This window comes from Pseudomonas siliginis (genome assembly GCF_019145195.1).
GTDB classification, from domain to species: Bacteria; Pseudomonadota; Gammaproteobacteria; order Pseudomonadales; family Pseudomonadaceae; genus Aquipseudomonas; species Aquipseudomonas siliginis.
Genome location: NZ_JAHSTW010000003.1, coordinates 135,412 through 159,669 on the forward strand (window position 1 = coordinate 135,412; position 24,258 = coordinate 159,669).

Consider the following 24,258-nt stretch of genomic DNA (forward strand, 5'->3'; position numbering starts at 1 on the left):
CGCAGCGATCATCTCATGCCGACCGCAACCTCTTCAGCACACCGATTTTCCTCCAACGTTAGCCCAGCGCTTTGGTGGTAGGCTGCATCCCCTCAGCCGTACCTTCTGTACTCCTGAATTGCCCTTTCCGAATTCTGCGCCGGCTCAGTTGCTGGCGTTGATGGATTTCCCCTGCGGACTACAGCCATGCGCCTGCCAGATTTCATTGTCGAAAACCTAGAGCCGATCCTGCAGGCCTGGGAAGATTTCGCCCGCACCATCGAGACACCAGGTGCGGAACTCGATAACGTCGCACTGCGCGATCACGCCGAGCAGATGTTGCGCGCCATCGTTATCGATCTGCGGAGCAAGCAGACCATCAGCGAGCAAATCGCCAAGGCCCAGGGGCATGCGCCGCGCGACGATGAAGAAACGGCTGCGGAAACCCACGCGGTGACGCGGCTGATGGCCGGTTTTACCATCGATCAGATGGTGTCGGAATACCGCGCGCTGCGCACTAGTGTGCTGAGCCAGTGGCTGCGTCAGGTCAAAGATGGCAAATCAGTGAATGTCGACGACATGACACGCTTTCACGAAGCCATCGACCAGGCGCTGGCCGAGTCGATTGCCAGCTATTCACGCGCCGTCGAGGCGTCGCGCAATGTGTTTCTGGGGATTCTCGGCCATGACTTGCGCACGCCACTGGGGGCGATTCTGCTTGGTGCGGATATGTTGCGGCGTACAGAGACTGCCGACCCGCGCACCAGCAAGGTGGCCCGGCAGATCTACGCCAGCGTGCAGCGCGCCAGCGAGATCGTTGGCGACCTGCTGGATCTGACGCGCTGCCAGATGGGGCCGGGGATTCCGGTGAAAAAATCCCTGATCGATCTCAGCCCCGTGTGCGAGCGGGTGATCGAGGAAATCCGCGCCTTTCATCCGCAGGCCAACGTGCGTTTCGATGCGAAGGAAGCGGTGATGGGAGCCTTCGATGGCGCCAGGATGGAACAGGTCTTTTCCAACATCATCAGCAATGCGGTGACCCACGGCGACAATAAGTTTCCGGTATCGGTCAAGTTGCAGGTCCGCGAGGATTGCGCGGTGTTCACCGTACATAACGGCGGTGAACCGATTCCGGAGGATGTATTGCCGTTCATCTTCAACCCGATGGGGCGGTTCTCGCAGCGCTCCGTGGTTGATCACGGGCCGGTTGCCGGGCTCGGTCTGGGCCTGTTCATCGCCTCGGAAATCGTCGCCTCGCATGCCGGCTCGATTGAGGTCAGCTCTGACCGGGACGGTGGAACCGTGTTCCGCGTAAAGCTTCCGGTTAGTGCCGAAAGCCCGGTCAGCCTGTAGGCGAATCGATGGAGAGCCTAGCCTCAGGCCCTCCAGCCTGATCACTCCTCCATCACCTCAACCAAACCGCGATCCTCACCGAGAAACCCGCCACTCTGGTGTTGCCACAGCCGCGCATAGGTGCCGTTCTTCTCCAGCAATTGCGCGTGGGTGCCTTGTTCGATGATGCGGCCTTCGTCCATGACGATCAGCCGGTCCATCGCTGCAATGGTCGACAAGCGATGAGCAATGGCGATCACGGTTTTGCCCTGCATCATTTCATCGAGGCTTTCCTGGATCGCCACTTCGACTTCCGAGTCCAGTGCGCTGGTGGCTTCGTCGAGCAGCAGGATCGGCGCGTTCTTCAGCATTACCCGGGCGATGGCGATGCGTTGGCGCTGGCCGCCGGAGAGCTTGATACCGCGTTCGCCGACCAGCGTGTCGTAGCCGCTGTGGCCCTGTTTGTCGCTCAACTGGCTGATGAAACCATCGGCTTGGGCGTTCACCGCAGCGCGGTGGATGTCTTCGTCGGTGGCGTCCGGGCGTCCGTAGGCGATGTTGTCGCGGATCGAGCGGTGCAACAGCGACGTGTCCTGGGTGACCATGCCGATCACGCTGCGCAAGCTGTCCTGGGTGACCTCGGCGATGTTCTGCCCATCGATGCGAATCTCGCCGCGATCAACGTCATAGAAGCGCAGCAGCAGGTTGATCAGTGTCGATTTACCTGCACCGGAGCGGCCGACCAGGCCGATTTTTTCGCCGGGGCGAATGTGCAGGGTCAAGCCGTCGAGCACTTGACGCTCGCCGTTGTAGTTGAAGCTGACATTGTCGAAGACCACTTCGCCGCCGGCAGGCTCCAGCACCTTGGCATCCGGCGCGTCCTGGACTTTCGGGCCGCTGGTCAGCGTGGCCATGCCGTCCTGCACGGTACCGATGTTTTCGAACAGCGAAGTCATCTGCCACATGATCCAGTGCGACATGCCGTTGATGCGCAACGCCATGGCGGTGATCGCCGCGACAGCGCCGGTGCCGACTTCGCCCTGATGCCAAAGCCACAACGCATAACCGCCGGCACCGAGAATCAGCGCGACCACCAGCGCCTGATTGACGATTTCGAACTGGCTGACCAGACGCATCTGGCGGAACCCGGTGAGCTTGAAATCTTCCATCGCCGCACGGGCAAAATGCGCTTCACGCTTGGAGTGAGAGAACAGTTTGACCGTGGTGATGTTGGTGTAGGCGTCGGCAATCCGCCCGGTCATCGAGGAGCGAGCATCGGCCTGTTCCTGGCCGACCTTGCCCAGACGCGGGACGAAATACACCATCGCCAGGCCAAACAAAACGATCCAGGCAAGGAACGGCAGCATCAGTTTCAGCGCAAAGCCACCGGCCAGCGCAATGATCGCGATGAAGTACACGCCGATGCCGGGGAGGATTTCGATCAGGGTGAACAGCACCTCGCGCACTGACAGCGCAGTTTGCATGACCTTGGTCGTGACCCGGCCGGAGAACTCGTCGGAGAAAAACGACAAGCTTTGCCGCAGCATCAACCGATGAAAGTCCCAGCGCAGACGCAGCGGCAGATTGATCGCGAGGATCTGGTGCTGGACCATCGTGCGCAGCGCCACCAGCCCGATGCTGACCACCAGCACAATGCCGATGCCCCACAACACGCGGCTTTCCTCATCACCGGCAGCGCCGCCGGATTGCCAGGTCGAGAGCAGATCCACCACTTGCCCGAGGAACGAAAACAGCCACGCCTCATAGATCGACACACTGGCGCTGAGCAGGGCGAAGGCCAGAATGTAGCCGCGCGCGCCCCGGGTGCAGGCCCACAAGAAGCGCATCAGACCGACTGGCGGTGGCGGCGCCTCGTCGGGCGGGAAGGGGTCGAGCCTTTCTTCAAACAGGCGAAGCATTGCGGTCTCCGAAGTGATCAGGGTGTGGGGATTCTGCCATCTATCGGCGTTGTTGCGGGTTTCAGCGTCGTGTTGCAGATAATTGCTTGTGCCTTGTCTTGACCGCAGCCAGGCGCAGAAGCTCAACGCAATCGTGCCAAGCGCAACCTTTCGTCGCCGATCCAGACCTGATGTCGCACGCTCATCAACCTCTTTGAACTCTCGCGCAAGCTGCTCCGTCATCTCCTATGTGGGGGCTCGAGGCAATGTTGCCGTGTAGCTCCGTTTTTGCGTTTTCAGTGAGAAGGCGAGGGGCGACATGAATACTTCAGACAGCAGGTCAGGGTATGAATCAGGTGATCCCAACGGCAAGCCTGAGCAAAGTTTTGATCATTTGAAGGACAACGTCAGCGAAGCGCTGGGCGGTGCGCGGCAGCAGGCCGATGCACAATTCGGCCAGTATCGCGACACGGCGGCCGAGCAGGTCGAAGCCTTGGCGCAAGGGGCGAAAAGCTTTGTCTCGGAACTGCAGGACAAGGACACGCTGGGTATGTCCGACTACCTGACCGACATGGCTGATTCCATGACCGGGCTGGCGGGCAACCTGCGCGGCAAGAGTGCCGAGCAGTTACTGCACGATGCGGCGGATCTGGCGCGCAGCAATCCGGGATTGTTCATCGCCGGCAGCATTGCCATCGGTTTCGGCCTGTCGCGCTTTCTCAAAGCCGGCACGGCCGCAGCAGCGACGGTCAGCGCCGAACATGATCCGGCGGCGGGCACGACATCGACGCCACCGCCAGCCGATTACGGCGCGCAGCGGCCCTATGAATCGTCGATGCCGTCGTCGACCCACGCTAATCCGGGACTGGCCACCGGCATCACTCCGACCTCACCCAGTGACAGCGATCACCCCTCTGATTTTGCCGCGGCTTCCGTACCGCACGCACCCGACCCCAAAGGAGAACTGTGATGAACAGAGATGAATCTGATCTGAGCGGAGCAAGGCCCCTCGGCCAAACGGATGACGCTTCGGTGGTCGGCCTGTTGCGACAACTGTCGCGCGAGGTGCCGGCCTTGTTCACCAAGGAACTGGCACTGGCAAAAGCCGAACTGCACAACAGCCTCAGCACGCTGAAGGCGGGCATCGCTGCGGTGGCCGGCGGCGCGATCGTGTTCCTCGCTGGCTTCATCATTCTGCTGATGTCGGCGGTGTACGGCCTGAGCATGTTCATGGCGCCATGGCTGGCCGCGCTGATCGTCGGCGTGGTGGTGATGATCATCGGCTTCGCCATGCTGCAATCCGGGAAGAAACAATTCGAGCCATCTCACTTCAAACCTGATCGCACCCTCGACGCCTTGAACAAGGATCAGGAAGCGCTGCGGAGGAAAGTCTCATGAAAAGCGAACTGGATATCGAAGCGGAAAAAAGCCCGGAGCAGATCGAACGCGAAATCGATGCGCAACGCGCGAGCATCGGCAACATCGTCGACCAACTCGAGAGCAAATTCACTCCCGGGCAAATGATCGATCAGGCCTGGGGAATGATGCAGAGCAACGGCTCGACGTTCTTCACCAATCTCGGCACCAGCGTGCGCAATAATCCGGTGCCAGCGGTGCTGACTTCCGTGGGCCTGCTCTGGTTGATGATCAGCCAGAATCGCCCACCGGTGCCGCAGCCGACCTATCGCAGCGGGCCGGATCAGGACAAGGCCGGCGAGTGGGCCGACGGTTTGGCCGACGGCATCGACAGCGCCCGCGCGCATTTGCACTCGACTACTGACTCGCTGAAGGACGGCTACCAGTCGCTGAAAGGCAAGGCCAGCCACGTCGGGGAAAACGTCGGTGCGGCGAAGGAGAGTCTAAGCCATGCGATGCATGACGCCAGTGATCGACTGTCGCGTAATTCGCAAGTGCTCGGCCAGCAGTTCAGTCACTTGCTCAAGGAACAACCGCTGATGGTGGCTGCCGCTGGGGTCGCCTTGGGTGCCTTGCTCGGCGCGGCGTTGCCGACCACTTCAACTGAGCAGCGCTACATGGGCCGTACCAGCGCTGGCATGGTCGACAAGGCCAAGCAAAAAGCTCAGGAAGGCTACGAGGCCGTGCGTGACACGGTGACTCGGACCACTGAACAGACCGAGGTTGAAACCAAGCCTGATCCGGCGCGGCCGTCTTCTTCGGATCTGTCGCAGGGGTTGGGTACTTCTTGATGGTGAAAAACAAGGGAGGCCTGCAATGGGCCTCCCTTTTTATTGGACTGCGGGTCAGGTCGATACCTCATTCTGCAAGCCTTTCAAATATTCGACCAACGTCTGTGCGCAGGCTTCAATTGCGCCGTCGACTACCAGTTCGAAACCATGAGTATTTTCGGTCGGGATTGCGATGCATCCGGCCTGGGCGCTGATGCCTGAGCTCATCACCGCGCTGGCGTCGGAGGCGAAATCCACCAGCAGGGCGAACTGCGGATCGAAGCCGCAACGCTTTGCTGCGTCGGCCAAGGCCATGACCACGCCGCGCGAGTAATAGCCTTTCTGGTCGCCGGTATCGATGATCGGGTCGACGCCCAATCGCGTTGCGTATTCGCTCATCACTGGGCCGACCTCCACGGCAATCGTGGTGTCACCGGGCAGGTGCGCAGCGGCATACATCGCACCGGCGTTGCTTTCTTCCTCAAGGGTGGTGAAGACAAAGTAGGTGTCGTGCCGCAATTCGGTAGTGCTGTGCTTGAGTTGCGCGGCGGCCTGGAGCATGGCGACGACGGGCGCGCGGTCATCGAGAAAATGCGCAGCGGTGGCATTGCCCACCCGGAACGGCTTACGCCAGTGCTGGCTGAGCACGACGCGGGTGCCGGGACGCACGCCCATGTCTTGCAAGGTTTGCGGGTCGTGGCGGGTGATGATGTGCACGTCTTTCCACTCCACCGCGCCGCTCATCACATCCTGGCCCTGCGGCGAACCTGTGGTGGCGTGCATCGAGCCGAATGAGAGCACGCCGGGCAGGGTTTGCGCGTCGCCGAGAATATCCACCGGACAGACACCGAAATTTACCGGGTTCGCACCGCCGAGGGCAACTACCCGCAACGTACCGTCCGGCTCGACGCGTTTGACCAGCATGGCGATCTCGTCCATGTGGCCCATGATGCGCACAGCGTGCTCGCCGTCCGGATCGGGCTCGTGACCCTTGAGCAGGCCGATGACATTGCCGGCCCGATCGGTCCAGACCTCGTCGCAATGGCGCCGCAGTTCTTCCAGGCAGATCGCCCGGACCTCGTCTTCCTGCCCGCCGGGGCCGCGCGCCATGAGCAAGCGGCTCAATAGCGCCTGGGTAGATTCCTCTGAGTTGCGCGGCGAAGGCGCCTGATTATCCGACATGCGTATTTACCCTCCTTGCATCGGCGGACGTATATCGACCGCTCAGGATTTAGGGGGCAGGTTGGCGGGAAAATTCAGATGGGTTGAAGCCTTCTGATTCACCTGCATTCCCTGTGGGAGCGAGCCTGCTCGCGAAAGCGCAGTGTCAGGCGATGATGATGTTGACTGTGCCGGCGCCTTCGCGAGCAGGCTCGCTCCCACAGGGATTTTGGTTGCGCTGAAGATTGTGGCCTTGCCCCGGACCATTGTGGGAGCGAGCTTGCTCGCGAAAGCGGTGTGACAGACGATGATGAGGTTGAATGTGCCGACGCCTTCGCGGGCAAGCCCGCTCCCACAGGGGATTTGGGTTGCGACAAGGATTGCTGATCTGCCCCGGACCATTGTGGGAGCGAGCCTGCTCGCGAAAGCGGTGGGTCAGGCGGTGATGAGGTTGAACGTGCCGACGCCTTCGCGGGCAAGCCCGTTCCCACAGGGGATTTGGGGTGCGACAAAGATCGTGGATCTGCCCCGGACCATTGTGGGAGCGAGCTTGCTCGCGAAAGCGGTGTGACAGACGATGATGAGGTTGAATGTGCCGACGCCTTCGCGAGCAGGCTCGCTCCCACAAAGATTTGGGTTGGGCTGAAGATTGTGGCATTGCCCCGGACCATTGTGGGAGCGAGCTTGCTCGCGAAAGCGGTGTGACAGGCGATGATGATGTTGACTGTGCCGGCGCCTTCGCGGGCAAGCCCGCTCCCACAGGGGATTTGGGGTGCGACAAAGATCGTTGATTTGCCCCGGACCATTGTGGGAGCGAGCTTGCTCGCGAAAGCGGTGGGTCAGGCGATGATGAGGTTGAACGTGCCGACGCCTTCGCGGGCAAGCCCGCTCCCACAGGAATTTGGGTTGGATTGAAGAGTTGCGTTTGTCAGCGGTTGTATTTCAGTGCTTCGACAAACGCTGCAAACGCTGCCGAGCCCTGGCGCCGGTTCGGGTAGTACAGGTGATAGCCCTGAAACGTCGGGCACCACTCTTCCAGCACCTCCACCAGTCGTCCGTCCGCCAGATACGGCGCGACCAATTGCTCGGGCACGTACGCCACGCCGATGCCATCCACGGCGGCGTTGAGCACATGCATGATGCTGTTGAACACCAGTTGCCCATCGACCTTCACGCTGAAATCCTGACCCTTGTGCGCAAACTCCCAGGCGTAAATCGCGCCGGCCGGTTGATGGCGGATGTTGATGCAGGTGTGCTCCATCAACTGATGCGGCGTGGCGGGTTTCGGGTGGCGAGCGAAGTAATCCGGCGAGGCCACCACGGCCAGGCGCCAGTCCGGGCCGATGCGCACGGCGATCATGTCCTTGCTGATCGACTCACCGAGACGGATACCAGCATCGAAGCGTTCCTTGACCACATTGGTGAAACCATAATCGACGTAAAACTCCAGGGTGATGTCCGGATAGTCCTGCAAAAACTTTGCAAGCATCGGCCGAATGCACAACTCAATCTGATCGTCCGTGCAGGAAATCCGGATCGTACCGCTGGGCCTGTCGCGCAGTTCACCGAGGGCTTCGAGCTCGGCGCTGATCTGCTCGAACAGCGGCGCAATCGAATGCATCAAGCGTTCGCCAGCCTCGGTCGGCGAGACATTGCGCGTCGTACGAGCCAGCAAGCGGATACCCAGACGCTGCTCCAACGCGCGGACCGTATGACTCAGCGCAGACGGCGTGACGCCGAGGCGGGCGGCAGCCTTGGTGAAGCTTTGCTCCTGCGCCACCGCCAGAAAGGCCTGCAGGTCATTGACTTTGGCGTTGCTCATTGCTGAATTTTTCTCAAAAGCACATGAAGATTACCGCTACTAATCAAGTTAAGCCCGATCCGTCAAGCTTTGCAGCCTGAGTAGCGGGGCAGAAGTGCCTCGACCATTTGTTCTTCCAGACAGGTTTTTGCATGACGGCCCAAGCAATCGACAACCCGACAAACCAGCCCATGGAAGCGTCCACGGCCGGCGAGCAACCGGCGTACTGGAGCGGCGTGTTCGCCATGACCTTGTGTGTCTTTGCCCTGATCGCCTCCGAGTTCATGCCGGTCAGTCTGCTCACGCCCATGGCAACGGATTTGCACATCACCGAAGGCCTGGCCGGCTACGGCATCGCCATCTCCGGCGCGTTCGCGGTGTTGACCAGCCTGACGATCACCAGGCTCGCCGGCTCGATGGATCGCAAGCGCCTGTTGCTGCTGTTGACGGCGCTGATGTGCGCGTCCGGGCTGGTGGTGGGCCTGGCGCCCAACTACACGGTTTACATGATCGGTCGCGCATTGATCGGCGTGGTGATTGGCGGCTTCTGGTCGATGTCAGCGGCGTTGGCCATGCGTCTGGTGCCCTCCGCCAGCGTGCCCAAGGCATTGGCAATTTTTAACGGCGGCAATGCTTTGGCCACGGTGGTCGCGGCGCCGCTGGGCAGTTATCTCGGCAGCGTGATTGGCTGGCGCGGGGCGTTTTTCTGCCTGATACCGGTGGCGTTGATTGCGCTGCTCTGGCAGTGGATAAGCTTGCCCGCGTTGCCGGCCGCGCCACGCAAAGCCAGCGCAGCCAATGTTTTTGCGTTGTTCAAAAGCCGCCGGGTGGCGTTGGGCATGCTCGGCGCAGGTCTGTTCTTCATGGGCCAGTTTGTGCTGTTCACCTACCTGCGACCGTTTCTGGAGACCGTGACCCGGGTCGACGTTTCGATGCTGTCGATCATCCTGCTGGTCATTGGTGTGGCCGGGTTTATCGGCACCGTGGTCATCGGTTCGGTGTTGAAGAAGGGGTTGTATCGCGTGGTGATCGCCATCCCGCTGTTGATGGCGATGATCGCAGTGGCGCTCATTGGGCTGGGCAGTTCAGTGGTGGCTGCGTTCGTGTTGCTGGGCGTGTGGGGATTGATCGCGACCGCCGCGCCGGTGGGCTGGTGGTCGTGGCTGGCGCGAACGCTGCCTGACGATGCCGAAGCCGGCGGCGGGCTGATGGTGGCGGTGGTGCAGTTGTCGATTGCCTCGGGTTCTACCATCGGTGGTCTGCTGTTCGACGGCAGCGGTTATCGGCTGACGTTTTACGCCAGCGCGGCATTGCTCGTGCTAGCGGCGCTGATGACCTGGCTGACGTCGCGGCAGACGGCCTGAATCAGCTTTCGCTGTTTTCGGCCGCCGCCTGCGCGGCTTCGGCTTCCAGCTTCAGGCGATCAGCCTTGCAGATGTATTTGGGCTTTTTCGGCGCCAGTTTGGCATTGGCCTTTTTGGCCTTTTCTTTGAACAACTGCTGCAGCTTCTTTTGACGATTCATGATTTTTCGATCAGGGGTGGAGAGGGTGGGAATCCTGACGCAAGGCCGAGTGGTCAGCAAGAAGAAATCCACTAAGCTGAGCACATTCGCCCATACTCAAGAGCATCCCCCAACCGAAGGAATCGCACATGAGAAAAGCTCGCAGATTGATTGGCGCGTTGTCTTGCCTCGCGCTTGTAGTCGGCAGCACGACGGCACTGGCCGACCCCGGCAATGGCAAGGGCCAAGGCGGCCAGGGCAACGGCAAGGGCAAACCGCAGAACATGCAGGATCACGGCAAACAGGGTGGGGGCGGCCAAGGCAATGGCAACAAAGGCCAGCAACACTCTGGCAATGGCGGCGGGCCGAGCATTGATCGCGGCAATATTCTCGGCATCGTCGGCGGCTATCGCGGCGAATACTGGAATCCGGGGCCAGCACTGCCGCCGGGCATTCAAAAGAATCTGGCGCGGGGCAAACCGCTGCCTCCGGGCATCGCCAAGAAGCTGGACGGGCGGCTGCTCGGCCATTTGCCTCATTACGACGGCTACGAATGGCAACAGGTTGGCACCGACCTGATCCTCGTCGCGCTGGCTACCGGGTTGATCTACGAGGTGCTCAACGGCGCGTTCGATTGATTATTGAGGGAGGAGCGGCAGCACGTGCCGCTCCTTTTTTATGTGGGTATTGCTGCATCGTGCGCAGCAATAAACTGCATTCAGGCTGGGTTGTTCGTTGAATGCTGAGCTTTCAGACTGAGCTCAACGGCTAACGAACGAATGGAGATGACCATGGCCAATGCAATCCGCTTCACCGCAACCGGCGCACCGGACGTCCTGCAATTGCACACTGTCAGCGAACAGGCCCCCGGGTCCGGTGAGGTCTGGCTGGAGCAAGCGGCGGTGGGTGTTAATTACCTGGATGTCAGCCAGCGCAAAGGTGCAGTGCCCGTGGCGTTGCCCTCGGGGCTGGGGCTGGAAGGCGCGGGTCGGGTGGCAGCGGTCGGTGCCGGTGTGAGCAATGTCCGCGTCGGCGATCGAGTTGCTTATGCCACCGGTCCCTTGGGCGGTTATGCCTCGGCGCGGCTGTTTCCGGCAGAGCGTCTGGTGAAGATTACCGAAGAGTTGGCGTTCGAAGACGCGGCGGCGGTATTGTTCAAAGGCATCACCGCGCAGTATTTGCTGAAGGCGACTTACCCGGTCGGGCCGGGCACGACCATGCTGGTTTACGGCGTCGCGGGTGGTCTGGGGGAAATCATGGTGCCGTGGGCCAAACACCTTGGCGCAACGGTGATCGGCGTTGTGTCGAAGCAGGCCAGTGTCGACAAGGCGCGCGCGTCGGGCTGTGACGAAGTGCTGGTGTTCAATGCCGAGACCCTCGCCGCCGATGTGTTGCGCATCACCGAGGGGCGCAAGGTCGACGTGGTGTATGACCCGATTGGCCGAGTGTCTTTTCAAGCCTCGCTGGACAGCTTGCGCCCACGCGGGCTGATGGTCTCGTTCGGCGCGCAGACCGGCGCGCCGGCGGCGGTGGACATGGCCACGCTGAACGCCAAGGGCTCGCTGTTCCTGACCCGTCCATCGCTGGCCGCGCACACTGCTACGACAGCCGAATATCAGGAGCGCGCACAAGATGTGCTGGCCGCCGTGGCCGCCGGTATCATCACGCCGCAAATTCGCGCGCGTTATTCATTGGCCGACGCGGCACAAGCGCACGCCGATCTTGAATCGGGCCGATCATCAGGGGCGATCATTTTAAAACCATGAATCTGGATGTTCTGAGCAACCCGCACAGCGATGAGATCGCTGCTTTCCTGGCCGTCGCCGCGCAAGGCTCGTTTGTCGCGGCGGGGCGTTTGTTGCAGCGTCATCCGACCATTGTTTCCAAGCGCCTCGCGGCGATGGAAAAGCGACTGGGCGTGCGGTTGGTGGAACGCTCGACGCGACACGTGCGTATCACCGAGGCCGGCCTGCAACTCGAACAGCGCCTGCGCGCAGCCGTCGAGTTGATGAACGAAGCGCAGCAGCAAGCGGTGCAGGGCGCCAGCGAAGTGCGCGGCACCCTGCGCCTGGCGTTGCCGGCGGCGATGGGGCGGTTATGGCTGGGGCCGCTGCTGCCGGAATTTCTCAAGGCTCACCCGCAGGTCTCGCTGGTTGCCGATTACAGCGAAGGCTTGGTCGACATCATCGAGCAGGGCTTCGACGCGGCTATTCGCATCGGCGAGCTTGAGGACAATCGCCTGATTGCAAAAAAGCTCAGTGACCATCGCCGGATTCTCTGCGCATCGCCGGCCTACATCGAGGCCCACGGCATGCCGCAGACACCACAGGATCTGCTACAGCACAATTGCCTGCGCTTCAGCGGGCTGGCGTCGTTCCCGCTGTGGCGCCTGCATCGCGGCAACGAGGTGCAGACCATCACGCCCCACGGCAACCTGACCGCCAGCGACAGCGAATCCCTGCTCGCCGCCGCCCGCGCCGACGCCGGCATACTCGGTGCCGGCGACTGGCTGATGAGCCGCGATCTGGCGGCAGGGCGGCTGATTCACGTGCTGCCCGACTGGCATCTGGATTCGGCGGGCGGCGTCTATCTGGTCAGACCGTCATCGCGATTTCCGGCGGCCGCAGTGGTGGCGTTCAAGGAGTGGATCGAAGCGAAATTCGAGACCGGGCCACCTTGGGCGGTTTGATAACAACCTTCCTCAAGACCGACACTGGCCCTGTGGAGCGAGCCTGCTCGCGAACGCGCAGTGTCAGTCATAGATGATGTGGCTGACCTGACGCCTTCGCGAGCAGGCTCGCTCCCACAGGTTTCGTGGCTTGCTCAGGAATTGCCGGACATACGTATATCCAGTGTGGGAGCGAGCCTGCTCGCGAAAGCGCAGTGTCAGTCATAGTTGATGTGGCTGACCTGACGCCTTCGTGAGCAGGCTCGCTCCCACAGGTTTCGTGGCTTGTTCAGGAATTTCCGAACGCACGTATATCCAATGTGGTAGCGAGGGCCAGTTTGGGCGCACAAAAAAAGCCCGGCATTGCTGCCGGGCTTCGGTGTCTTCAGCACTTCAAGCGGCGATTTTGTTGGCCGCCATTTCCTTTTTGTGGCTGGTCTTCATCGCTTCCATCTGTGCGCCCAGCTCCTCGAGCTTGGCCTTGCCCAGAAGCTTCTGCGCTTTCGGGAACATTTCCTGTTCTTCCTCTTCGATGTGATGCTCCAGCAGCTCCTTGACCACTTTGACCCGACCGGCGAATTCCGGGCTGCCTGGATCGGTTTCTTTCAGATCAGGCAGCACCAGCGAATCCACGGTGCGGTGCTCTTCCTTGGCTTCGTAGTACATGATGTCTTCTTCCTTGCTGCCGGCTTCCTTGAACGCAGGGTAGAGAATCTCTTCTTCGAGGCGGGTGTGGATGGTGATTTCCATTTCCAGTTTGCCCAGCAACTCGACGCGTTTTTTCAGCGCGCGATCGGTGGATTCACTCAGTTGGCTGAGGATGGCTTTGACTTTTTCATGGTCGGCTTTGAGAAGGTCGATGGCATTCATTTTTTGAGGCCTCTGCTTTTCACGGATTGAACACAGCGTTCTTTTTCGCGCTGCTGTGTATTCAGGAAGAGGCTATCGCAGGACTCATGCCAACTCGCCGATCAAGCGCAACCCTTCTAAATCAAGGGCTGGCATCGAAGCAGGCACAATGCTTTCGTGCAGCCTGCAAGAAATCCGCGCGGCGGGCATTGCATATAACAAGCCCGGCAAAAGCCGGGCTGCGGGTGATGCTTGAGACGGGCCTGCGTCGTTGCTCAACGGCTGGCCTGGGAAGGCGAGCCGCGACCAATATGCTTTGGCCCCGCCAACGCCCAGGCGATCAGGCCGAACAGCGGCACGAACACGATCAGCACGATCCACACGCCTTTATTGCTCGATTTTCCCTCGCTTTTGCGCACCCGGTTGATGGCCCAAAGCTCGATCAGCACGAGAATGACCGCCAATACGATCCACACGGTTTCGATTTGCATAGGCTTAACTCCTGATGGTCTGTGCGTTAGGCGACGAGTGGGGCGTTGGGTTCATTCTTTTTGCCTGGGACGAGCGGACGCGGTGATACCCGGTTGCAAAATAGATGTCTGGTCGCCGCTGCGCCCTATATCCTCTGCGCCACACGTATGGGCTGGAAAAGGGACAGGGCAATGGCATTCAGGGTGATGGTCGTCGGTGGCTACGGCAATTTCGGCAGTATCGTTTGTCGGCATCTGGCGCTCATGCCAGAGATTGAACTGCTGTTGTCGGGCCGCGATGCACGCAAGTTGCAAATCAAGGTCGCTGAGCTGCAAGCGCAATCAGGCCGTCCGTGCGAAGGCTGGTGCGGTGATGCGATGGGCGCAGGTTTTCAAGCGGCGTTGCGAGAGTTGAATATTCAGTTGGTGGTGCACACCGGCGGGCCGTTTCAGGGGCAATCCTACGCAGTTGCTCAAAGCTGCATCGATGCCGGTGTGAATTATTGCGATCTGGCTGACTGCCGCACCTTCGTCAACGGCATTGATGTGCTCGACGCCCGCGCCAGGGAGGCTGGCTTGGCCGTGCTCAGCGGTTGCAGTTCGGTGCCGACCTTGTCTTCGGCGATCATCGATGAGCAGCGCCCGCGTTTTGCGCGAATCGACTCGATCGAGCATGGCATTTCTTCCTCGGCGAAGATGCCGGGGCTGTCCACGGTCGAAGGCGTGCTCGCTTATGCCGGCAAACCGATCAAACAGTTGAAGAACGGCCAGGCTCACGAAGTATTGGGCTGGCTCGACCTGACCCTGCGCAGCATGCCGCAACTGGGCAAGCGAGTGCTGGCCAATGTCGATGTGCCGGACATAGATATTTTCGCGCGCCGCTATGGCGCACAGACGCTGCGCTTCAAGGCCGGCGCCGGCCTGAAGCTCGGCGGCGTCGCCAATGCCTTGCTGGCGCAAGCCTTGCGCTTTGGTCTGGTGCGCGATCACGTGCGCTGGGCGGCGCGTCTGCATCGACTGGGAACGTGGTTCGAACGCTTCGGTGATGGCAAGAGCGCGATGTACATCGATGTTCAAGGCATCGGGGTTGACGATCAGCCGCTGAGCATGACCGCGCAACTCACCGCACTGAATGACAAAGGCCCGGAAATCCCCAGCTGCGCCGCCGTCGCCCTGGCAATCAAAATGGCGCGGGGTTATGCACCGCAACCTGGCGCGCGGCCGTGTGTTGGCGAAATCAGCGTCGATGAATATCTGGCGGCGATCAACGATCCGGCCAACTTGAGCCTGTCGGTTCAATTCTCCGATGGGCAGCGTTGAGATGCTCTATCTCTGCCTGAAGTACCTGCATGTAATCGCGGCGATTTTCCTCTTCGGTTTCGGCATGGGTTCCTACCTCTACCTGATCGCCGCCAGCCGCAGCGGCAACCCGCAAGTGATCGCCCATGTCGCACGAATGGTGGTGCGCTTTGATACGTGGATCACCACGCCGGCCGGGTTTGTGCAGGTCATTACCGGCTATCTGCTGATGCGGCTTTCCGGGCTTTCGATGAGCACCGAATGGCTGCTGACTTCGCTGATCATTTTCTTCTGTGTCGGCGCGTTGTGGCTGCCGGTGCTGGTATTGCAAAAGCGTTTGCAGAAGATGGCGCTGAGCGCGGGCGAGGGCGGCCTGCCTCTGGATGATCGCTACGCGAGCACGTACCGCTGGTGGTTCTGGATGGGCGTCGCCGGGTTCGCCGGGATGTTTGTCATCGTGCTGATGATGGTGACGAAGATGACGCCGCTGCAACTGATCGGGTCAGCCGTGGGCTTTTAGAAAGCGGCTTTCATGATCCGCAGTCGGCAACAGGCAAGTGTCGTACTTGCCGAACAGCCGATAGCGGTTCAGCGCGATGCGATCGTAAGCCCAGTCGCGCAGACGACGCGGAAAGATCCGCAGCAGTTTCTGCGGCTGCCAGCGCATTGGCAGTTGCCCGACCACTTCCAGGAATGCATCTGATCGCTCCCAATAATTGCGGTCGCGAATCACCGCCATGGTGTCGAACTCGTCCAGCGGCAAACCGGCCCACGCCAGCAAAGCCTGGCCCTCGGGCGATTGCACGGTCGCCAGCCGCACGCGGCGCTGACGGTCATACCGAATCAGAAAACGCGCCCAGCCGTTGCACAGTTTGCACACGCCGTCGAACAGCACCACGGTTTCGCCGGGCTTGAGCAATGGCGCGGGGGTTGGGAGGGTTTTCATGGCAGGCATCGGCGGGTGTCCTTGGCGGCGGTTGTCGCGATCATAACCTTGATCATCGGACTATAAGAGTGGATCGCGCCGGTATTGCCCCGGCGATATTCCGTGCACGCGGCGGAATGCAGCGCCAAACGCCGCGTCGGACAGATAGCCCAGTGACGCGGCGACAGTGGCCACATTGTCCCGACCATTGCGCAAGCGGAACGCGGCCACGCGCATTCGCCAGCGCGTGGCGTACTCGACCGGCGCTACACCCATGCAAGTTTTGAATAACGCGGCGAAACCCGATCGCGACATGCAGGCAATCTCGGCCATTTGCGTCAGTCGCCAAGGCATCTGCGGAGCAGCATGAATGGCGCGCAACACGCCGGCAATCGCCGGTTCCCGCAGTCCGCCCAGCCACGACAGTTGTTCGGCATCGGCACTGTTGATGTGATGGCGCAGCGCATGGATGAAGATCAGCCGCAGCAGGTCGTTGCACATCGCCTGCGAGCCAGGCTGATGCGACGGCCACTCGCGGTCCAGTTCATCCAGTAGCCAGCCGAACGACGAAGCGCCTGCGGTTTCGGCACGAATGATCAGCGAGGTCGGCAGCACGTCGAGCAGTTCAGTTGCGCCGGGTCCCGACAGCGACACGCTGCCTCCAAGCAGCTCGACTTCCTCGCCGACGCCAAAGGTCGCCGAGGTTCCGTCCTGGGCGAAAACCTCCGCTGCATTCACCGCCTCGACGTCGGGGCCGCTGGCCAGAATGAACGGCGTGCGCGATACCACAAAACAGTCGCCGGCCTGCAACAGGCGCGCCGGCATACCCTGCATGCGCAACCAGCATTCGCCTCGTCGCACCACGTTGAATTTCAGTTCGATGGGTTGGAAACGCAGCGCCCAGACACCGCCCGCTTGCAAACGCACCGAGCAGGCAGCTTGCAACTCGGAGAGCGCCAACACCGCAGAGAGGGGATCGCCAGCAGGATTTTGGATGATCACGACAGAAACCTGGATTTATCAGACTGGTTCGTCCCGAGAGCTTAGCCAAGAATGAAAGCCTTCGATAGCTCACTCAGGATTAACGCTCATGACCATGCCTCAACAACCTGTGCAATCACCGTTCAACGCCGCCAGCACAGCGGCTGAAGTCATGGCCGGCATTGATCTGCGCGGGCAGCTCGCTGTGGTCACCGGCGGCTATTCCGGCCTCGGTCTGCTGACGGTAAAAAGCCTCGCTGCGGCAGGAGCGCAGGTCATGGTGCCGGCCAGAGATACGGCACGGGCAGAGTCGGCATTGGCCGGTGTTGACGGAGTCAGCGTGATGCCCATGGACCTCATGCAGGCTGAATCGGTGGCGGCGTTCAGCCACAGCGTGGTCAGCGCGGGTCAGCCAGTGTCATTGCTGATCAACTGCGCCGGAATCATGGCCGCGCCGTTGCTGCGCGATGCCGATGGCCATGAAGGCCAGTTCGCGACCAATCACTTGGGCCACTATCGCCTGACGTGCGGCCTCTGGCCGGCGCTGGTCAAGGCCGGGCAGGCGCGGGTGCTGTCAGTGTCCTCGCGCGGGCATCAGATTGCCGGGATCGACTTTGACGACATTGATTTCTCGCAGCGGCCGTATGACAAATGGGTCGCCTATGGCCAGTCGAAAACAGCCAATGCCTTGTTCGCGATTGCACTGGATCAGCGTGGGCGTGGCCACGGCGTTCGTGCGTTCTCATTGCATCCGGGGCAGATTCTGACGGATCTGGCACGGCACTTGAGCACGGCGGAACTTGCCGCGTTCGACGCGCTGGATGAGCATGGTCGGCCACGGCTGGATGCGCACAATGGACTGAAAACTGTCGAGCAAGGCGCGGCGACGGGGTTGTGGTGTGCGACCAGTGCATTGCTTGCGGATTTGGGTGGTGTGTATTGCGAAGATTGCAATGTTGCGCCGATCAATCAACCTGAAGCGGACCGCAAGGGCGTTGCGCAATGGGCGGCGGATGCTGAGCTGGCTGAGCGACTTTGGGCGGTTTCGGAGCTATGGACGGGGCTGACCGTGGCATGACTGGAAATAAAAAGCTCAACAGTCGAAAGCCCCTCACACTAGCCTGAGTCAACATCACCCACCCAGCTTCGCCCAGAATTCCTCCGCCGAAGGGCTGATCGGTGCGGTCGGGCGAGTCAGGTGTATTTCCAGTGGAATATCCCAACTTTCATCCAGTGCCCTGACCAGACGCCCGTCAGCCATTTCCTGTTCGGTCAGGCTTTTCGGCAGCCAGGCCACGCCTTTGCTTTCCAGCGCCATCGACATCAGCACTGCGGCCAAGTGGCTGCTGAACAGCGGTTTCAGGTGCAGATAATCAGCCTTGCCATGCAACCTGTGGGCGACGATTCGGCCCAAGCCGGATTCGTGGGTGTAGGCCAGATAGGGCAGGGTTTCAGGCGACGTGCCGAACTGGGCGGAAGCACTCGCCAGCGGCACAAGGACGTCCTCGCCGACCTTCTTGCCAATGAACTGATCAGGCGCCAGCAACGGCGGAACGTCAGGATGGCGATGGCACAGCAGGAACTGCACCTGGCCATGAATCAGCATCTGTTCGCACACGGCCATGCTGTCGGAATGCAGGCGAACCGCATCGATCGGCGCGCCACTTTCGGCGCTGCGCAACCAGCGTGGGAAGAAGGTGAATGACAGCGAGTGAGTGGCAGCAAACTGCAAGGTTTTCGCCGCCATGCCGGCCACTTCCTGAGCCTCGGAGCGCATGCGGTAAAGGCGTCTGGCCGCTTCCTGAGCGCTGGGCAAAATCTGCCTGCCGGCCTCGGTCAGCGTCGCGCCCTGCGGAGTGCGCACGAACAATTCCACGCCCATCCAGTTCTCCAGTGAACGCACCCGACGACTGAATGCCGGCTGCGTTACATGGCGCGCTTCAGCGGCCCGGACGAAGCTGCCGTATTCGGCCAGCGCTGAAAAATCCTCAAGCCAAACCAGTTCCAAGGGCAATGCCTCCTGTGCATAGGGCGCGGCATTAATAGCATTGGGCGGGTGTCGTCGCAACGCATAACGTTGGGTCACCACAACAAGAGGAACCCGTCATGCGTATCGTCGATATCCGTGAAAAAACCGTCTCCATTGCTTCCCCGATCGCCAATGCCTACATCGATTTTTCGAAGATGACCTGCTCGGTCGTCGCGGTCATTACCGACGTGATTCGCGACGGCAAACCGGTCATCGGTTACGGCTTCAACTCCAACGGTCGCTACGGCCAGGGCGCGTTGATGCGCGATCGCTTTCTGGCGCGGATCACCGAGGCCGACCCGGAAACCCTGATCGATCACGAGAACAATAACCTCGATCCGTTCGCCATCTGGAAAACCCTGATGACCAACGAAAAACCGGGCGGGCATGGCGAGCGTTCAGTAGCGGTCGGCACCATCGATATGGCGGTGTGGGACGCGGTGGCGAAGATCGAAGGCAAGCCACTGTATCGCCTGCTTGCCGATCGTTATCGCAACGGTGTGGCCGATGACAAAGTCTGGGTGTATGCGGCCGGTGGTTATTACTACCCGGGCAAGGACCAGAGCAAGCTCAAGGCGGAAATGCAGAGCTACCTGGATCGTGGCTACGACGTAGTCAAGATGAAGATTGGCGCGGTGCCGCTGGACGAAGATATCCGCCGCATCGAAGCGGTGCTCGAAGTGGTGGGCGACGGCCAGCGCCTGGCGGTCGACGCCAACGGCCGTTTCGATCTGCAGACCGGTATCGCCTACGCCGAAGCGATCAAGAAGTACAACCTGTTCTGGTACGAAGAAGTCGGCGATCCGCTGGATTATGCGCTCCAGGCCGAGTTGGCCAATCACTACGAACTGCCGATGGCCACCGGCGAAAACCTGTTCTCTCACCAGGACGCCCGCAACCTGTTGCGCCACGGCGGCATGCGCCCTGACCGCGATTACCTGCAATTCGACTGCGCGCTGTCCTACGGGCTCGTTGAGTACATGCGCACCTTGAAAGTGATGGAAGAGCTGGGTTGGTCTTCGCGCCGCGTGGTGCCACATGGTGGTCACCAGATGTCGCTGAACATCGCCGCTGGTCTGCACCTGGGCGGCAACGAATCGTATCCGGACGTGTTCCAGCCCTTCGGCGGTTTTGCCGATGGCATCCGCGTAGAAAACGGCTACGTCGGGCTGCCGGATATTCCGGGCGTCGGCTTCGAAGCCAAATCTGCGCTGTATGCCGTCATGCGCGAACTGGGCGAGGGCTGATTCGGTTTTATCTGCGGCCTCGATTTCCGAGGCCGCACCTTCAGGCGTCATCCTCGACGCCAAAGCCACATGCCCACCACAACAATAAAATGAGGTGCTTCCGTGGAAACTTCAAAATCGCGCTGGTACAGCCAGCTCTATGTGCAAGTGCTGATCGGCATCGTCATTGGCGCTGCCATCGGTTACTTCGTGCCGGACATCGGCGCCAAGCTGCAGCCGTTTGCCGACGGTTTCATCAAGCTGATCAAGATGCTGCTGGCGCCGATCATCTTCGGCACGGTAGTGGTCGGTATCGCCAAGATGGGCAGCATCAAGGAGGTCGGCCGCATCGGTGTGAAAGCGCTGATCTACTTCGAGATTCTTTCCACCATCGCACTGGTGGTCGGCCTGATCGTAGTCAACGTGGTCAAGCCCGGCGCCGGCATGAACATCAACGCCGGCACCCTTGATGGCAGCGCTGTCAACAAATACAGCCAGGCGGCGAGCGAGCAGGGCGGCCTCGTCGAATTCTTCCTCAATATCATCCCGCATACCTTCCTCGGCGCCTTCTCCAACGGCGTGATGCTGCAGGTGATTCTGTTGTCGGTGCTGATGGGCGTCGCCTTGGTGCAAATGGGCGAAACCAGCAAACCGCTGATCAACACCATCGATCTGTTCCTGCAAGGCCTGTTCAAAATCGTCGCGATGGTCATGCGTTTGGCGCCGCTGGGCGCGGGGGCCGGCATGGCGTTCACTATCGGTAAATACGGCATCGGCACCTTACTGTCGCTGGGGCAGTTGCTGGTCGCGCTGTACATCACCACGCTGATCTTCATCGTCGTGGTACTGGGCGCGGTGGCGCGATGGTCGGGCATGCCGCTGATGCAGTTCCTGCGCTACTTCAAGGATGAAATCCTGATCACCCTGGGTACCTGCTCGACCGAAGCGGTGCTGCCGCGAATGATGGTCAAACTGGAAAAGCTCGGCTGCAAGAAATCCGTGGTCGGCATGGTCCTGCCGACGGGCTACACCTTCAACGCGGACGGCACCTGCATCTACCTGACCATGGCAGCGATCTTCATCGCCCAGGCGACCAACACGCCGCTGACCTTCATGGATCAGATGATTCTGCTCGGCGTGTTCCTCCTGACCTCCAAGGGCTCGGCCGGTGTGGCGGGGGCAGGATTCGTGACCTTGGCGGCCACGCTCACCACCATTCACTCGATACCTCTGGTGGGCCTGGTGTTGCTGTTGGGCATCGACCGCTTCCTCAATGAAGCTCGGGCGGTGACTAATCTGATTGGCAACGGCATCGGCACCATTGCCATTGCCAAGTGGGACAACTCCTTCGATGTCGAAGCGTGCGAGCGGGAAATCGCTGCCATGAAGCACGCCAAGGCCGAACGTAAATCGTTGCTGGCGCACAAGTAATCCGCGAAACGTGGCGATGTTGGCGACAGCTCGCCACGGCTTCCTGGCTAACCATCATGCGATGGCGATAGCGAAGTCATTTCGCAACTCCACAACTGCAAAAACGGCTGGCTGATATTGGCCGGCCCAACCCATCGGCTGACCAGTTCGCACCTGCCATCCATGCATAACTGGTAATCACCGGCCTCCGGGGTTCGGCCTAATTGCAGTGGTTGCAGCGGCGGCAAGTGGCGTCGGAAATGCCAACTACCGTTCTCCAGCCGGGCATCGTCGGGTATCTCCATGCCTGCGCCGTTGCCGCGAACCCTGGCCTGTTCAAGAACCAGACCTTGGGCCGTGACGCGGTAGTCTTCCTCCCAGCGGATCTTTTCGATGCTGTGGTTCCATGCCAGGGTGAAGTTCGCTACCGGCAACTGTGCCCAAATGCTGCCGGCCAGACCCAGGCACAAGCCGATCATGCATTGGCCGCTGCGGCGCGCCGCGAGCGCCAGACGTGTTGCACGATTACCAGAATCCCGAGTGCGAAGCCGATTTCATCGGTCACGGGCAGTGCCACGATCAGCAGGGCGCCCGCACCGAGACTGAGCAAACGTTCCCAAAGCAGCATTTTCTGTTGCAGAAAACCGGTCGACGCCATGCCCCAGAGACCAACCGCCAGAAGAGTCTTGATCAGCATGTAGGCAGTCGCCCACAAGTTGTCGCCTTGCAGCATCAGCGCCGGGTTGTAGACCGCCATGAACGGGATGACGAAACCGGCCAGCGCAATGCGCACGGCCCACAGGCTGATCTTGAAGCCGCTTTCCTTGGCAATCGGCGCGGCGGCAAAACAGGCGAGGGCGACCGGCGGGGTCAGGTCGGCGAGGATGCCGAAGTAGAACACGAACATGTGCGACACGATCAGTGGCACGCCCAGTTCCAGCAGGGCAGGCGCGGCGATCGAGCTGGTGATGATGTAGTTGGGAATGGTCGGAATGCCCATCCCCAGCACCAGGCAGGTGATCATCGTCAGGATCAGTGACAGCAGCAGGTTGTCGCGGCCGATGGCGAGAATGTAGCCAGCGAACGTCGAAGCGACGCCAGTGAGTGAAACGATGCCGATAATGACGCCGACCAGTGCGCAGGCGATGCCCACCGGTACCGCGTGGCGGGCGCCCTCGACCAGCGCGTGCAGGCAGATCAGCAGCGTTTCGCGACCGCCCTTGATGAAAGCGCAGACCAGCACCAGGACGGCAATGACCGCGAAAATCACCGCGATGCCAAGCTGGAAAAAACCTGTGCAGAGCACGCCCAGGGCAATCCAGAACGCGCAGCGCAGGCCAAAGCTGTGCACCCGGAAAATGATCGCCGAGCCGAGAATCACGATGGCAGTCAATGCCAGGCCGACCATGCCGGAGAACAGCGGTGTGCGCCCGGAAAACAGCAGGTACACCAGAACCAGCAGAGGAATCAGTAAATACCAGCGGGCTTTTACCGCGCCCCAAGCGCTGGGGCATTGGTCTTTGGGCAAGCCCTTGAGGTTGGAGCGCTTGGCTTCCAGATGGACCATCCAGAACACTGAGCCGAAATACAGCAGGGCCGGAATCAGCGCCGCCTTGGCGATTTCGACGAAGGGCACATTGATGGTTTCAGCCATGATGAAGGCGACCGCGCCCATCACTGGAGGCATGATCTGGCTACCCATGCTGGAGGTGGCTTCCACGCCGCCGGCGAACGCGGCGCGATAACCAAAGCGCTTCATCAGCGGAATGGTAAATTGCCCGGTGGTCACGACGTTGGCGATCCCGGAGCCGGTGATCGTCCCCATCAGCGCCGACGAGGCCACGGCCACTTTTGCCGGGCCTCCCAGCTTGTGACCGAACAAGCCCATGGCGAAGTCGGTAAACAATTTGATCATGCCGGCCTGCTCGAGGAATGCGCCAAACAGGATAAACAGGAAAATGTAGGTCGCCGACACATAGGTCGGCGTGCCGTACAGCCCTTCGGTGCCGAACGACAGCTGATTGATGATCTGGTCGAAACCGTAGCCGCGATGGGCCAGTTCGCCGGGTAGGTATTCCCCGAACAGGCCGTACGCCAGGAACAGCCCGCAAATCACCGGCAGCGCAATGCCCATGACCCGTCGCGCAGCTTCGAAGACCAGGGCAATCAATACGATGCCGATCATCAGGTCGGCCGAGGTGAGGTCACCGGAGCGCTGGATCAGGTCGGCCTCGAACACCCATTGATACAGCGCGGTAGCGATGGCGGCCAGGCTCAGCAGCCAGGCCAGCGGTTGCCACGGACGGTCTGTGCCGTGTGCCGGATAACTTAGAAACACCACCCACAGCAGGAAGCCGACGTGGACCGCACGCAGCACCTGGCTGGAGAGGGGGGAAAAGGCTGCGGTGATGATCTGGAAAATCGAGAACAGCAACGCTACGTAAAACAGGGTTTTCGGCCAGTCCCGTGGGTTCGCGGAAATACCGTGATGCTCGTCACTCATTGGCTGCCTTCCTCATGAACACGCAAAGGAATCGACGC

General features: G+C 60.7%; 24 protein-coding genes. 13 read left to right on the forward strand and 11 right to left on the reverse strand.

Features of this window, described 5'->3' with window-relative positions:
• Positions 1-186 precede the first annotated feature (186 nt).
• The gene (locus KVG87_RS08040) at positions 187-1,332 is read left to right on the forward strand and encodes a sensor histidine kinase (protein ID WP_217850096.1); all 1,146 of its coding nucleotides are present in this window, start codon (positions 187-189) and stop codon (positions 1,330-1,332) included.
• Positions 1,333-1,373: 41 nt separating this feature from the next.
• Here KVG87_RS08040 and KVG87_RS08045 read toward each other — a convergent pair whose 3' ends face one another.
• The gene (locus KVG87_RS08045) at positions 1,374-3,230 is read right to left on the reverse strand and encodes an ABC transporter ATP-binding protein (RefSeq protein WP_056784851.1); all 1,857 of its coding nucleotides are present in this window, start codon (positions 3,228-3,230) and stop codon (positions 1,374-1,376) included.
• A 298-nt stretch (positions 3,231-3,528) separates the two neighbouring features.
• On the opposite strand from KVG87_RS08045, the gene KVG87_RS08050 reads away from it, so the two are divergent.
• Genes KVG87_RS08050 through KVG87_RS08060 form a run of 3 tightly spaced genes read left to right on the forward strand, consistent with a single transcriptional unit; the run spans position 3,529 to position 5,416 of the window.
• Positions 3,529-4,179 (forward strand): hypothetical protein, encoded by a 651-nt coding sequence (locus KVG87_RS08050; RefSeq protein ID WP_217850099.1) that lies wholly within the window; start codon positions 3,529-3,531, stop codon positions 4,177-4,179.
• The gene (locus KVG87_RS08055; RefSeq protein ID WP_052392217.1) at positions 4,179-4,607 is read left to right on the forward strand and encodes a phage holin family protein; all 429 of its coding nucleotides are present in this window, start codon (positions 4,179-4,181) and stop codon (positions 4,605-4,607) included. The genes KVG87_RS08050 and KVG87_RS08055 overlap by 1 nt, the downstream gene beginning before the upstream one ends.
• Positions 4,604-5,416, forward strand: coding sequence for a DUF3618 domain-containing protein (locus tag KVG87_RS08060; protein WP_217850101.1), 813 nt, complete (start codon positions 4,604-4,606; stop codon positions 5,414-5,416). Before KVG87_RS08055 ends, KVG87_RS08060 begins: the two co-directional genes overlap by 4 nt.
• 54 nt (positions 5,417-5,470) lie before the next feature.
• Here KVG87_RS08060 and KVG87_RS08065 read toward each other — a convergent pair whose 3' ends face one another.
• On the reverse strand, positions 5,471-6,577 hold the full coding sequence (locus KVG87_RS08065) for a M28 family peptidase (RefSeq protein ID WP_217850103.1): 1,107 nt from the start codon (positions 6,575-6,577) through the stop codon (positions 5,471-5,473).
• A 907-nt stretch (positions 6,578-7,484) separates the two neighbouring features.
• Positions 7,485-8,378, reverse strand: a complete 894-nt coding sequence (locus tag KVG87_RS08070) for a LysR family transcriptional regulator (protein WP_217850105.1) — start codon at positions 8,376-8,378, stop codon at positions 7,485-7,487.
• Positions 8,379-8,509: 131 nt separating this feature from the next.
• Between KVG87_RS08070 and KVG87_RS08075 the strand changes: the two genes are divergently transcribed.
• On the forward strand, positions 8,510-9,721 hold the full coding sequence (locus KVG87_RS08075) for an MFS transporter (protein WP_437180891.1): 1,212 nt from the start codon (positions 8,510-8,512) through the stop codon (positions 9,719-9,721).
• Position 9,722: 1 nt separating this feature from the next.
• Here KVG87_RS08075 and KVG87_RS08080 read toward each other — a convergent pair whose 3' ends face one another.
• On the reverse strand, positions 9,723-9,881 hold the full coding sequence (locus KVG87_RS08080; RefSeq protein ID WP_024012572.1) for a DUF2986 domain-containing protein: 159 nt from the start codon (positions 9,879-9,881) through the stop codon (positions 9,723-9,725).
• Positions 9,882-10,009: 128 nt separating this feature from the next.
• On the opposite strand from KVG87_RS08080, the gene KVG87_RS08085 reads away from it, so the two are divergent.
• From KVG87_RS08085 to KVG87_RS08095, 3 genes are all read left to right on the forward strand, one after another.
• Positions 10,010-10,498, forward strand: a complete 489-nt coding sequence (locus KVG87_RS08085; protein ID WP_217850107.1) for an anti-virulence regulator CigR family protein — start codon at positions 10,010-10,012, stop codon at positions 10,496-10,498.
• A gap of 153 nt (positions 10,499-10,651) precedes the next feature.
• The gene (locus KVG87_RS08090; protein WP_217850109.1) at positions 10,652-11,626 is read left to right on the forward strand and encodes a quinone oxidoreductase family protein; all 975 of its coding nucleotides are present in this window, start codon (positions 10,652-10,654) and stop codon (positions 11,624-11,626) included.
• Complete coding sequence (locus tag KVG87_RS08095; protein ID WP_217850111.1) at positions 11,623-12,549, forward strand: LysR family transcriptional regulator; 927 nt, start codon at positions 11,623-11,625, stop codon at positions 12,547-12,549. Before KVG87_RS08090 ends, KVG87_RS08095 begins: the two co-directional genes overlap by 4 nt.
• 372 nt (positions 12,550-12,921) lie before the next feature.
• On the opposite strand, the gene KVG87_RS08100 is transcribed toward KVG87_RS08095, so the two are convergent.
• Positions 12,922-13,398 carry a PA2171 family ribosome-binding persister protein gene (locus KVG87_RS08100; RefSeq protein ID WP_217850113.1) on the reverse strand — a complete coding sequence of 159 codons (477 nt, stop codon included), beginning with the start codon at positions 13,396-13,398 and terminating at the stop codon, positions 12,922-12,924.
• Positions 13,399-13,652: 254 nt separating this feature from the next.
• A complete protein-coding gene (locus KVG87_RS08105; RefSeq protein WP_016774306.1) occupies positions 13,653-13,868 on the reverse strand; it encodes a PLD nuclease N-terminal domain-containing protein in 216 nt (71 codons plus the stop codon).
• Positions 13,869-14,039: 171 nt separating this feature from the next.
• Between KVG87_RS08105 and KVG87_RS08110 the strand changes: the two genes are divergently transcribed.
• Positions 14,040-15,167 carry a saccharopine dehydrogenase family protein gene (locus tag KVG87_RS08110; RefSeq protein WP_217850114.1) on the forward strand — a complete coding sequence of 376 codons (1,128 nt, stop codon included), beginning with the start codon at positions 14,040-14,042 and terminating at the stop codon, positions 15,165-15,167.
• A 1-nt stretch (position 15,168) separates the two neighbouring features.
• Positions 15,169-15,666: a DUF2269 family protein gene (locus tag KVG87_RS08115; protein ID WP_217850116.1), complete on the forward strand. Its 498-nt coding sequence runs from the start codon at positions 15,169-15,171 to the stop codon at positions 15,664-15,666.
• Here the strand turns inward: KVG87_RS08115 and KVG87_RS08120 are convergent.
• Together KVG87_RS08120 and KVG87_RS26105 are read right to left on the reverse strand one after the other, a co-directional pair.
• Positions 15,649-16,101: a thiol-disulfide oxidoreductase DCC family protein gene (locus tag KVG87_RS08120; protein ID WP_217850118.1), complete on the reverse strand. Its 453-nt coding sequence runs from the start codon at positions 16,099-16,101 to the stop codon at positions 15,649-15,651. The two genes, KVG87_RS08115 and KVG87_RS08120, sit on opposite strands and share 18 nt — an antisense overlap.
• A 51-nt stretch (positions 16,102-16,152) precedes the next feature.
• Positions 16,153-17,073 (reverse strand): AraC family transcriptional regulator, encoded by a 921-nt coding sequence (locus KVG87_RS26105; protein ID WP_367616677.1) that lies wholly within the window; start codon positions 17,071-17,073, stop codon positions 16,153-16,155.
• 88 nt (positions 17,074-17,161) lie between these two features.
• On the opposite strand from KVG87_RS26105, the gene KVG87_RS08130 reads away from it, so the two are divergent.
• Positions 17,162-18,130: an oxidoreductase gene (locus tag KVG87_RS08130; RefSeq protein WP_217850120.1), complete on the forward strand. Its 969-nt coding sequence runs from the start codon at positions 17,162-17,164 to the stop codon at positions 18,128-18,130.
• Between the two features lie 54 nt (positions 18,131-18,184).
• Here the strand turns inward: KVG87_RS08130 and KVG87_RS08135 are convergent, their stop codons facing one another.
• Positions 18,185-19,060: a LysR family transcriptional regulator gene (locus KVG87_RS08135; RefSeq protein WP_041480547.1), complete on the reverse strand. Its 876-nt coding sequence runs from the start codon at positions 19,058-19,060 to the stop codon at positions 18,185-18,187.
• A gap of 98 nt (positions 19,061-19,158) precedes the next feature.
• Between KVG87_RS08135 and KVG87_RS08140 the strand changes: the two genes are divergently transcribed.
• Together KVG87_RS08140 and dctA are read left to right on the forward strand one after the other, a co-directional pair.
• Positions 19,159-20,328 (forward strand): mandelate racemase/muconate lactonizing enzyme family protein, encoded by a 1,170-nt coding sequence (locus KVG87_RS08140; protein ID WP_024012582.1) that lies wholly within the window; start codon positions 19,159-19,161, stop codon positions 20,326-20,328.
• A 102-nt stretch (positions 20,329-20,430) separates the two neighbouring features.
• Complete coding sequence (gene dctA / locus KVG87_RS08145) at positions 20,431-21,738, forward strand: C4-dicarboxylate transporter DctA (RefSeq protein WP_125926098.1); 1,308 nt, start codon at positions 20,431-20,433, stop codon at positions 21,736-21,738.
• 47 nt (positions 21,739-21,785) lie between these two features.
• Here the strand turns inward: dctA and KVG87_RS08150 are convergent, their stop codons facing one another.
• Both KVG87_RS08150 and KVG87_RS08155 read right to left on the reverse strand, forming a co-directional pair.
• Positions 21,786-22,196, reverse strand: a complete 411-nt coding sequence (locus KVG87_RS08150; RefSeq protein ID WP_217850122.1) for a DUF1850 domain-containing protein — start codon at positions 22,194-22,196, stop codon at positions 21,786-21,788.
• Entirely contained in the window at positions 22,193-24,220 is a 2,028-nt protein-coding gene (locus tag KVG87_RS08155; protein WP_217850124.1) for a TRAP transporter permease, read from the reverse strand. Before KVG87_RS08155 ends, KVG87_RS08150 begins: the two co-directional genes overlap by 4 nt.
• Between the last annotated feature and the right edge of the window lie 38 nt (positions 24,221-24,258).

Excerpts from the sequence above, each read along its gene's own strand:
- KVG87_RS08040 (WP_217850096.1), top strand. The coding sequence starts at position 187 with ATGCGCCTGCCAGATTTCATTGTCGAAAACCTAGAGCCGATCCTGCAG.
- KVG87_RS08045 (WP_056784851.1), bottom strand. The coding sequence starts at position 3,230 with ATGCTTCGCCTGTTTGAAGAAAGGCTCGACCCCTTCCCGCCCGACGAG.
- KVG87_RS08050 (WP_217850099.1), top strand. The coding sequence starts at position 3,529 with ATGAATACTTCAGACAGCAGGTCAGGGTATGAATCAGGTGATCCCAAC.
- KVG87_RS08055 (WP_052392217.1), top strand. The coding sequence starts at position 4,179 with ATGAACAGAGATGAATCTGATCTGAGCGGAGCAAGGCCCCTCGGCCAA.
- KVG87_RS08060 (WP_217850101.1), top strand. The coding sequence starts at position 4,604 with ATGAAAAGCGAACTGGATATCGAAGCGGAAAAAAGCCCGGAGCAGATC.
- KVG87_RS08065 (WP_217850103.1), bottom strand. The coding sequence starts at position 6,577 with ATGTCGGATAATCAGGCGCCTTCGCCGCGCAACTCAGAGGAATCTACC.
- KVG87_RS08070 (WP_217850105.1), bottom strand. The coding sequence starts at position 8,378 with ATGAGCAACGCCAAAGTCAATGACCTGCAGGCCTTTCTGGCGGTGGCG.
- KVG87_RS08075 (WP_437180891.1), top strand. The coding sequence starts at position 8,510 with ATGACGGCCCAAGCAATCGACAACCCGACAAACCAGCCCATGGAAGCG.
- KVG87_RS08080 (WP_024012572.1), bottom strand. The coding sequence starts at position 9,881 with ATGAATCGTCAAAAGAAGCTGCAGCAGTTGTTCAAAGAAAAGGCCAAA.
- KVG87_RS08085 (WP_217850107.1), top strand. The coding sequence starts at position 10,010 with ATGAGAAAAGCTCGCAGATTGATTGGCGCGTTGTCTTGCCTCGCGCTT.
- KVG87_RS08090 (WP_217850109.1), top strand. The coding sequence starts at position 10,652 with ATGGCCAATGCAATCCGCTTCACCGCAACCGGCGCACCGGACGTCCTG.
- KVG87_RS08095 (WP_217850111.1), top strand. The coding sequence starts at position 11,623 with ATGAATCTGGATGTTCTGAGCAACCCGCACAGCGATGAGATCGCTGCT.
- KVG87_RS08100 (WP_217850113.1), bottom strand. The coding sequence starts at position 13,398 with ATGAATGCCATCGACCTTCTCAAAGCCGACCATGAAAAAGTCAAAGCC.
- KVG87_RS08105 (WP_016774306.1), bottom strand. The coding sequence starts at position 13,868 with ATGCAAATCGAAACCGTGTGGATCGTATTGGCGGTCATTCTCGTGCTG.
- KVG87_RS08110 (WP_217850114.1), top strand. The coding sequence starts at position 14,040 with ATGGCATTCAGGGTGATGGTCGTCGGTGGCTACGGCAATTTCGGCAGT.
- KVG87_RS08115 (WP_217850116.1), top strand. The coding sequence starts at position 15,169 with ATGCTCTATCTCTGCCTGAAGTACCTGCATGTAATCGCGGCGATTTTC.
- KVG87_RS08120 (WP_217850118.1), bottom strand. The coding sequence starts at position 16,101 with ATGCCTGCCATGAAAACCCTCCCAACCCCCGCGCCATTGCTCAAGCCC.
- KVG87_RS08130 (WP_217850120.1), top strand. The coding sequence starts at position 17,162 with ATGACCATGCCTCAACAACCTGTGCAATCACCGTTCAACGCCGCCAGC.
- KVG87_RS08140 (WP_024012582.1), top strand. The coding sequence starts at position 19,159 with ATGCGTATCGTCGATATCCGTGAAAAAACCGTCTCCATTGCTTCCCCG.
- KVG87_RS08150 (WP_217850122.1), bottom strand. The coding sequence starts at position 22,196 with ATGATCGGCTTGTGCCTGGGTCTGGCCGGCAGCATTTGGGCACAGTTG.
- KVG87_RS08155 (WP_217850124.1), bottom strand. The coding sequence starts at position 24,220 with ATGAGTGACGAGCATCACGGTATTTCCGCGAACCCACGGGACTGGCCG.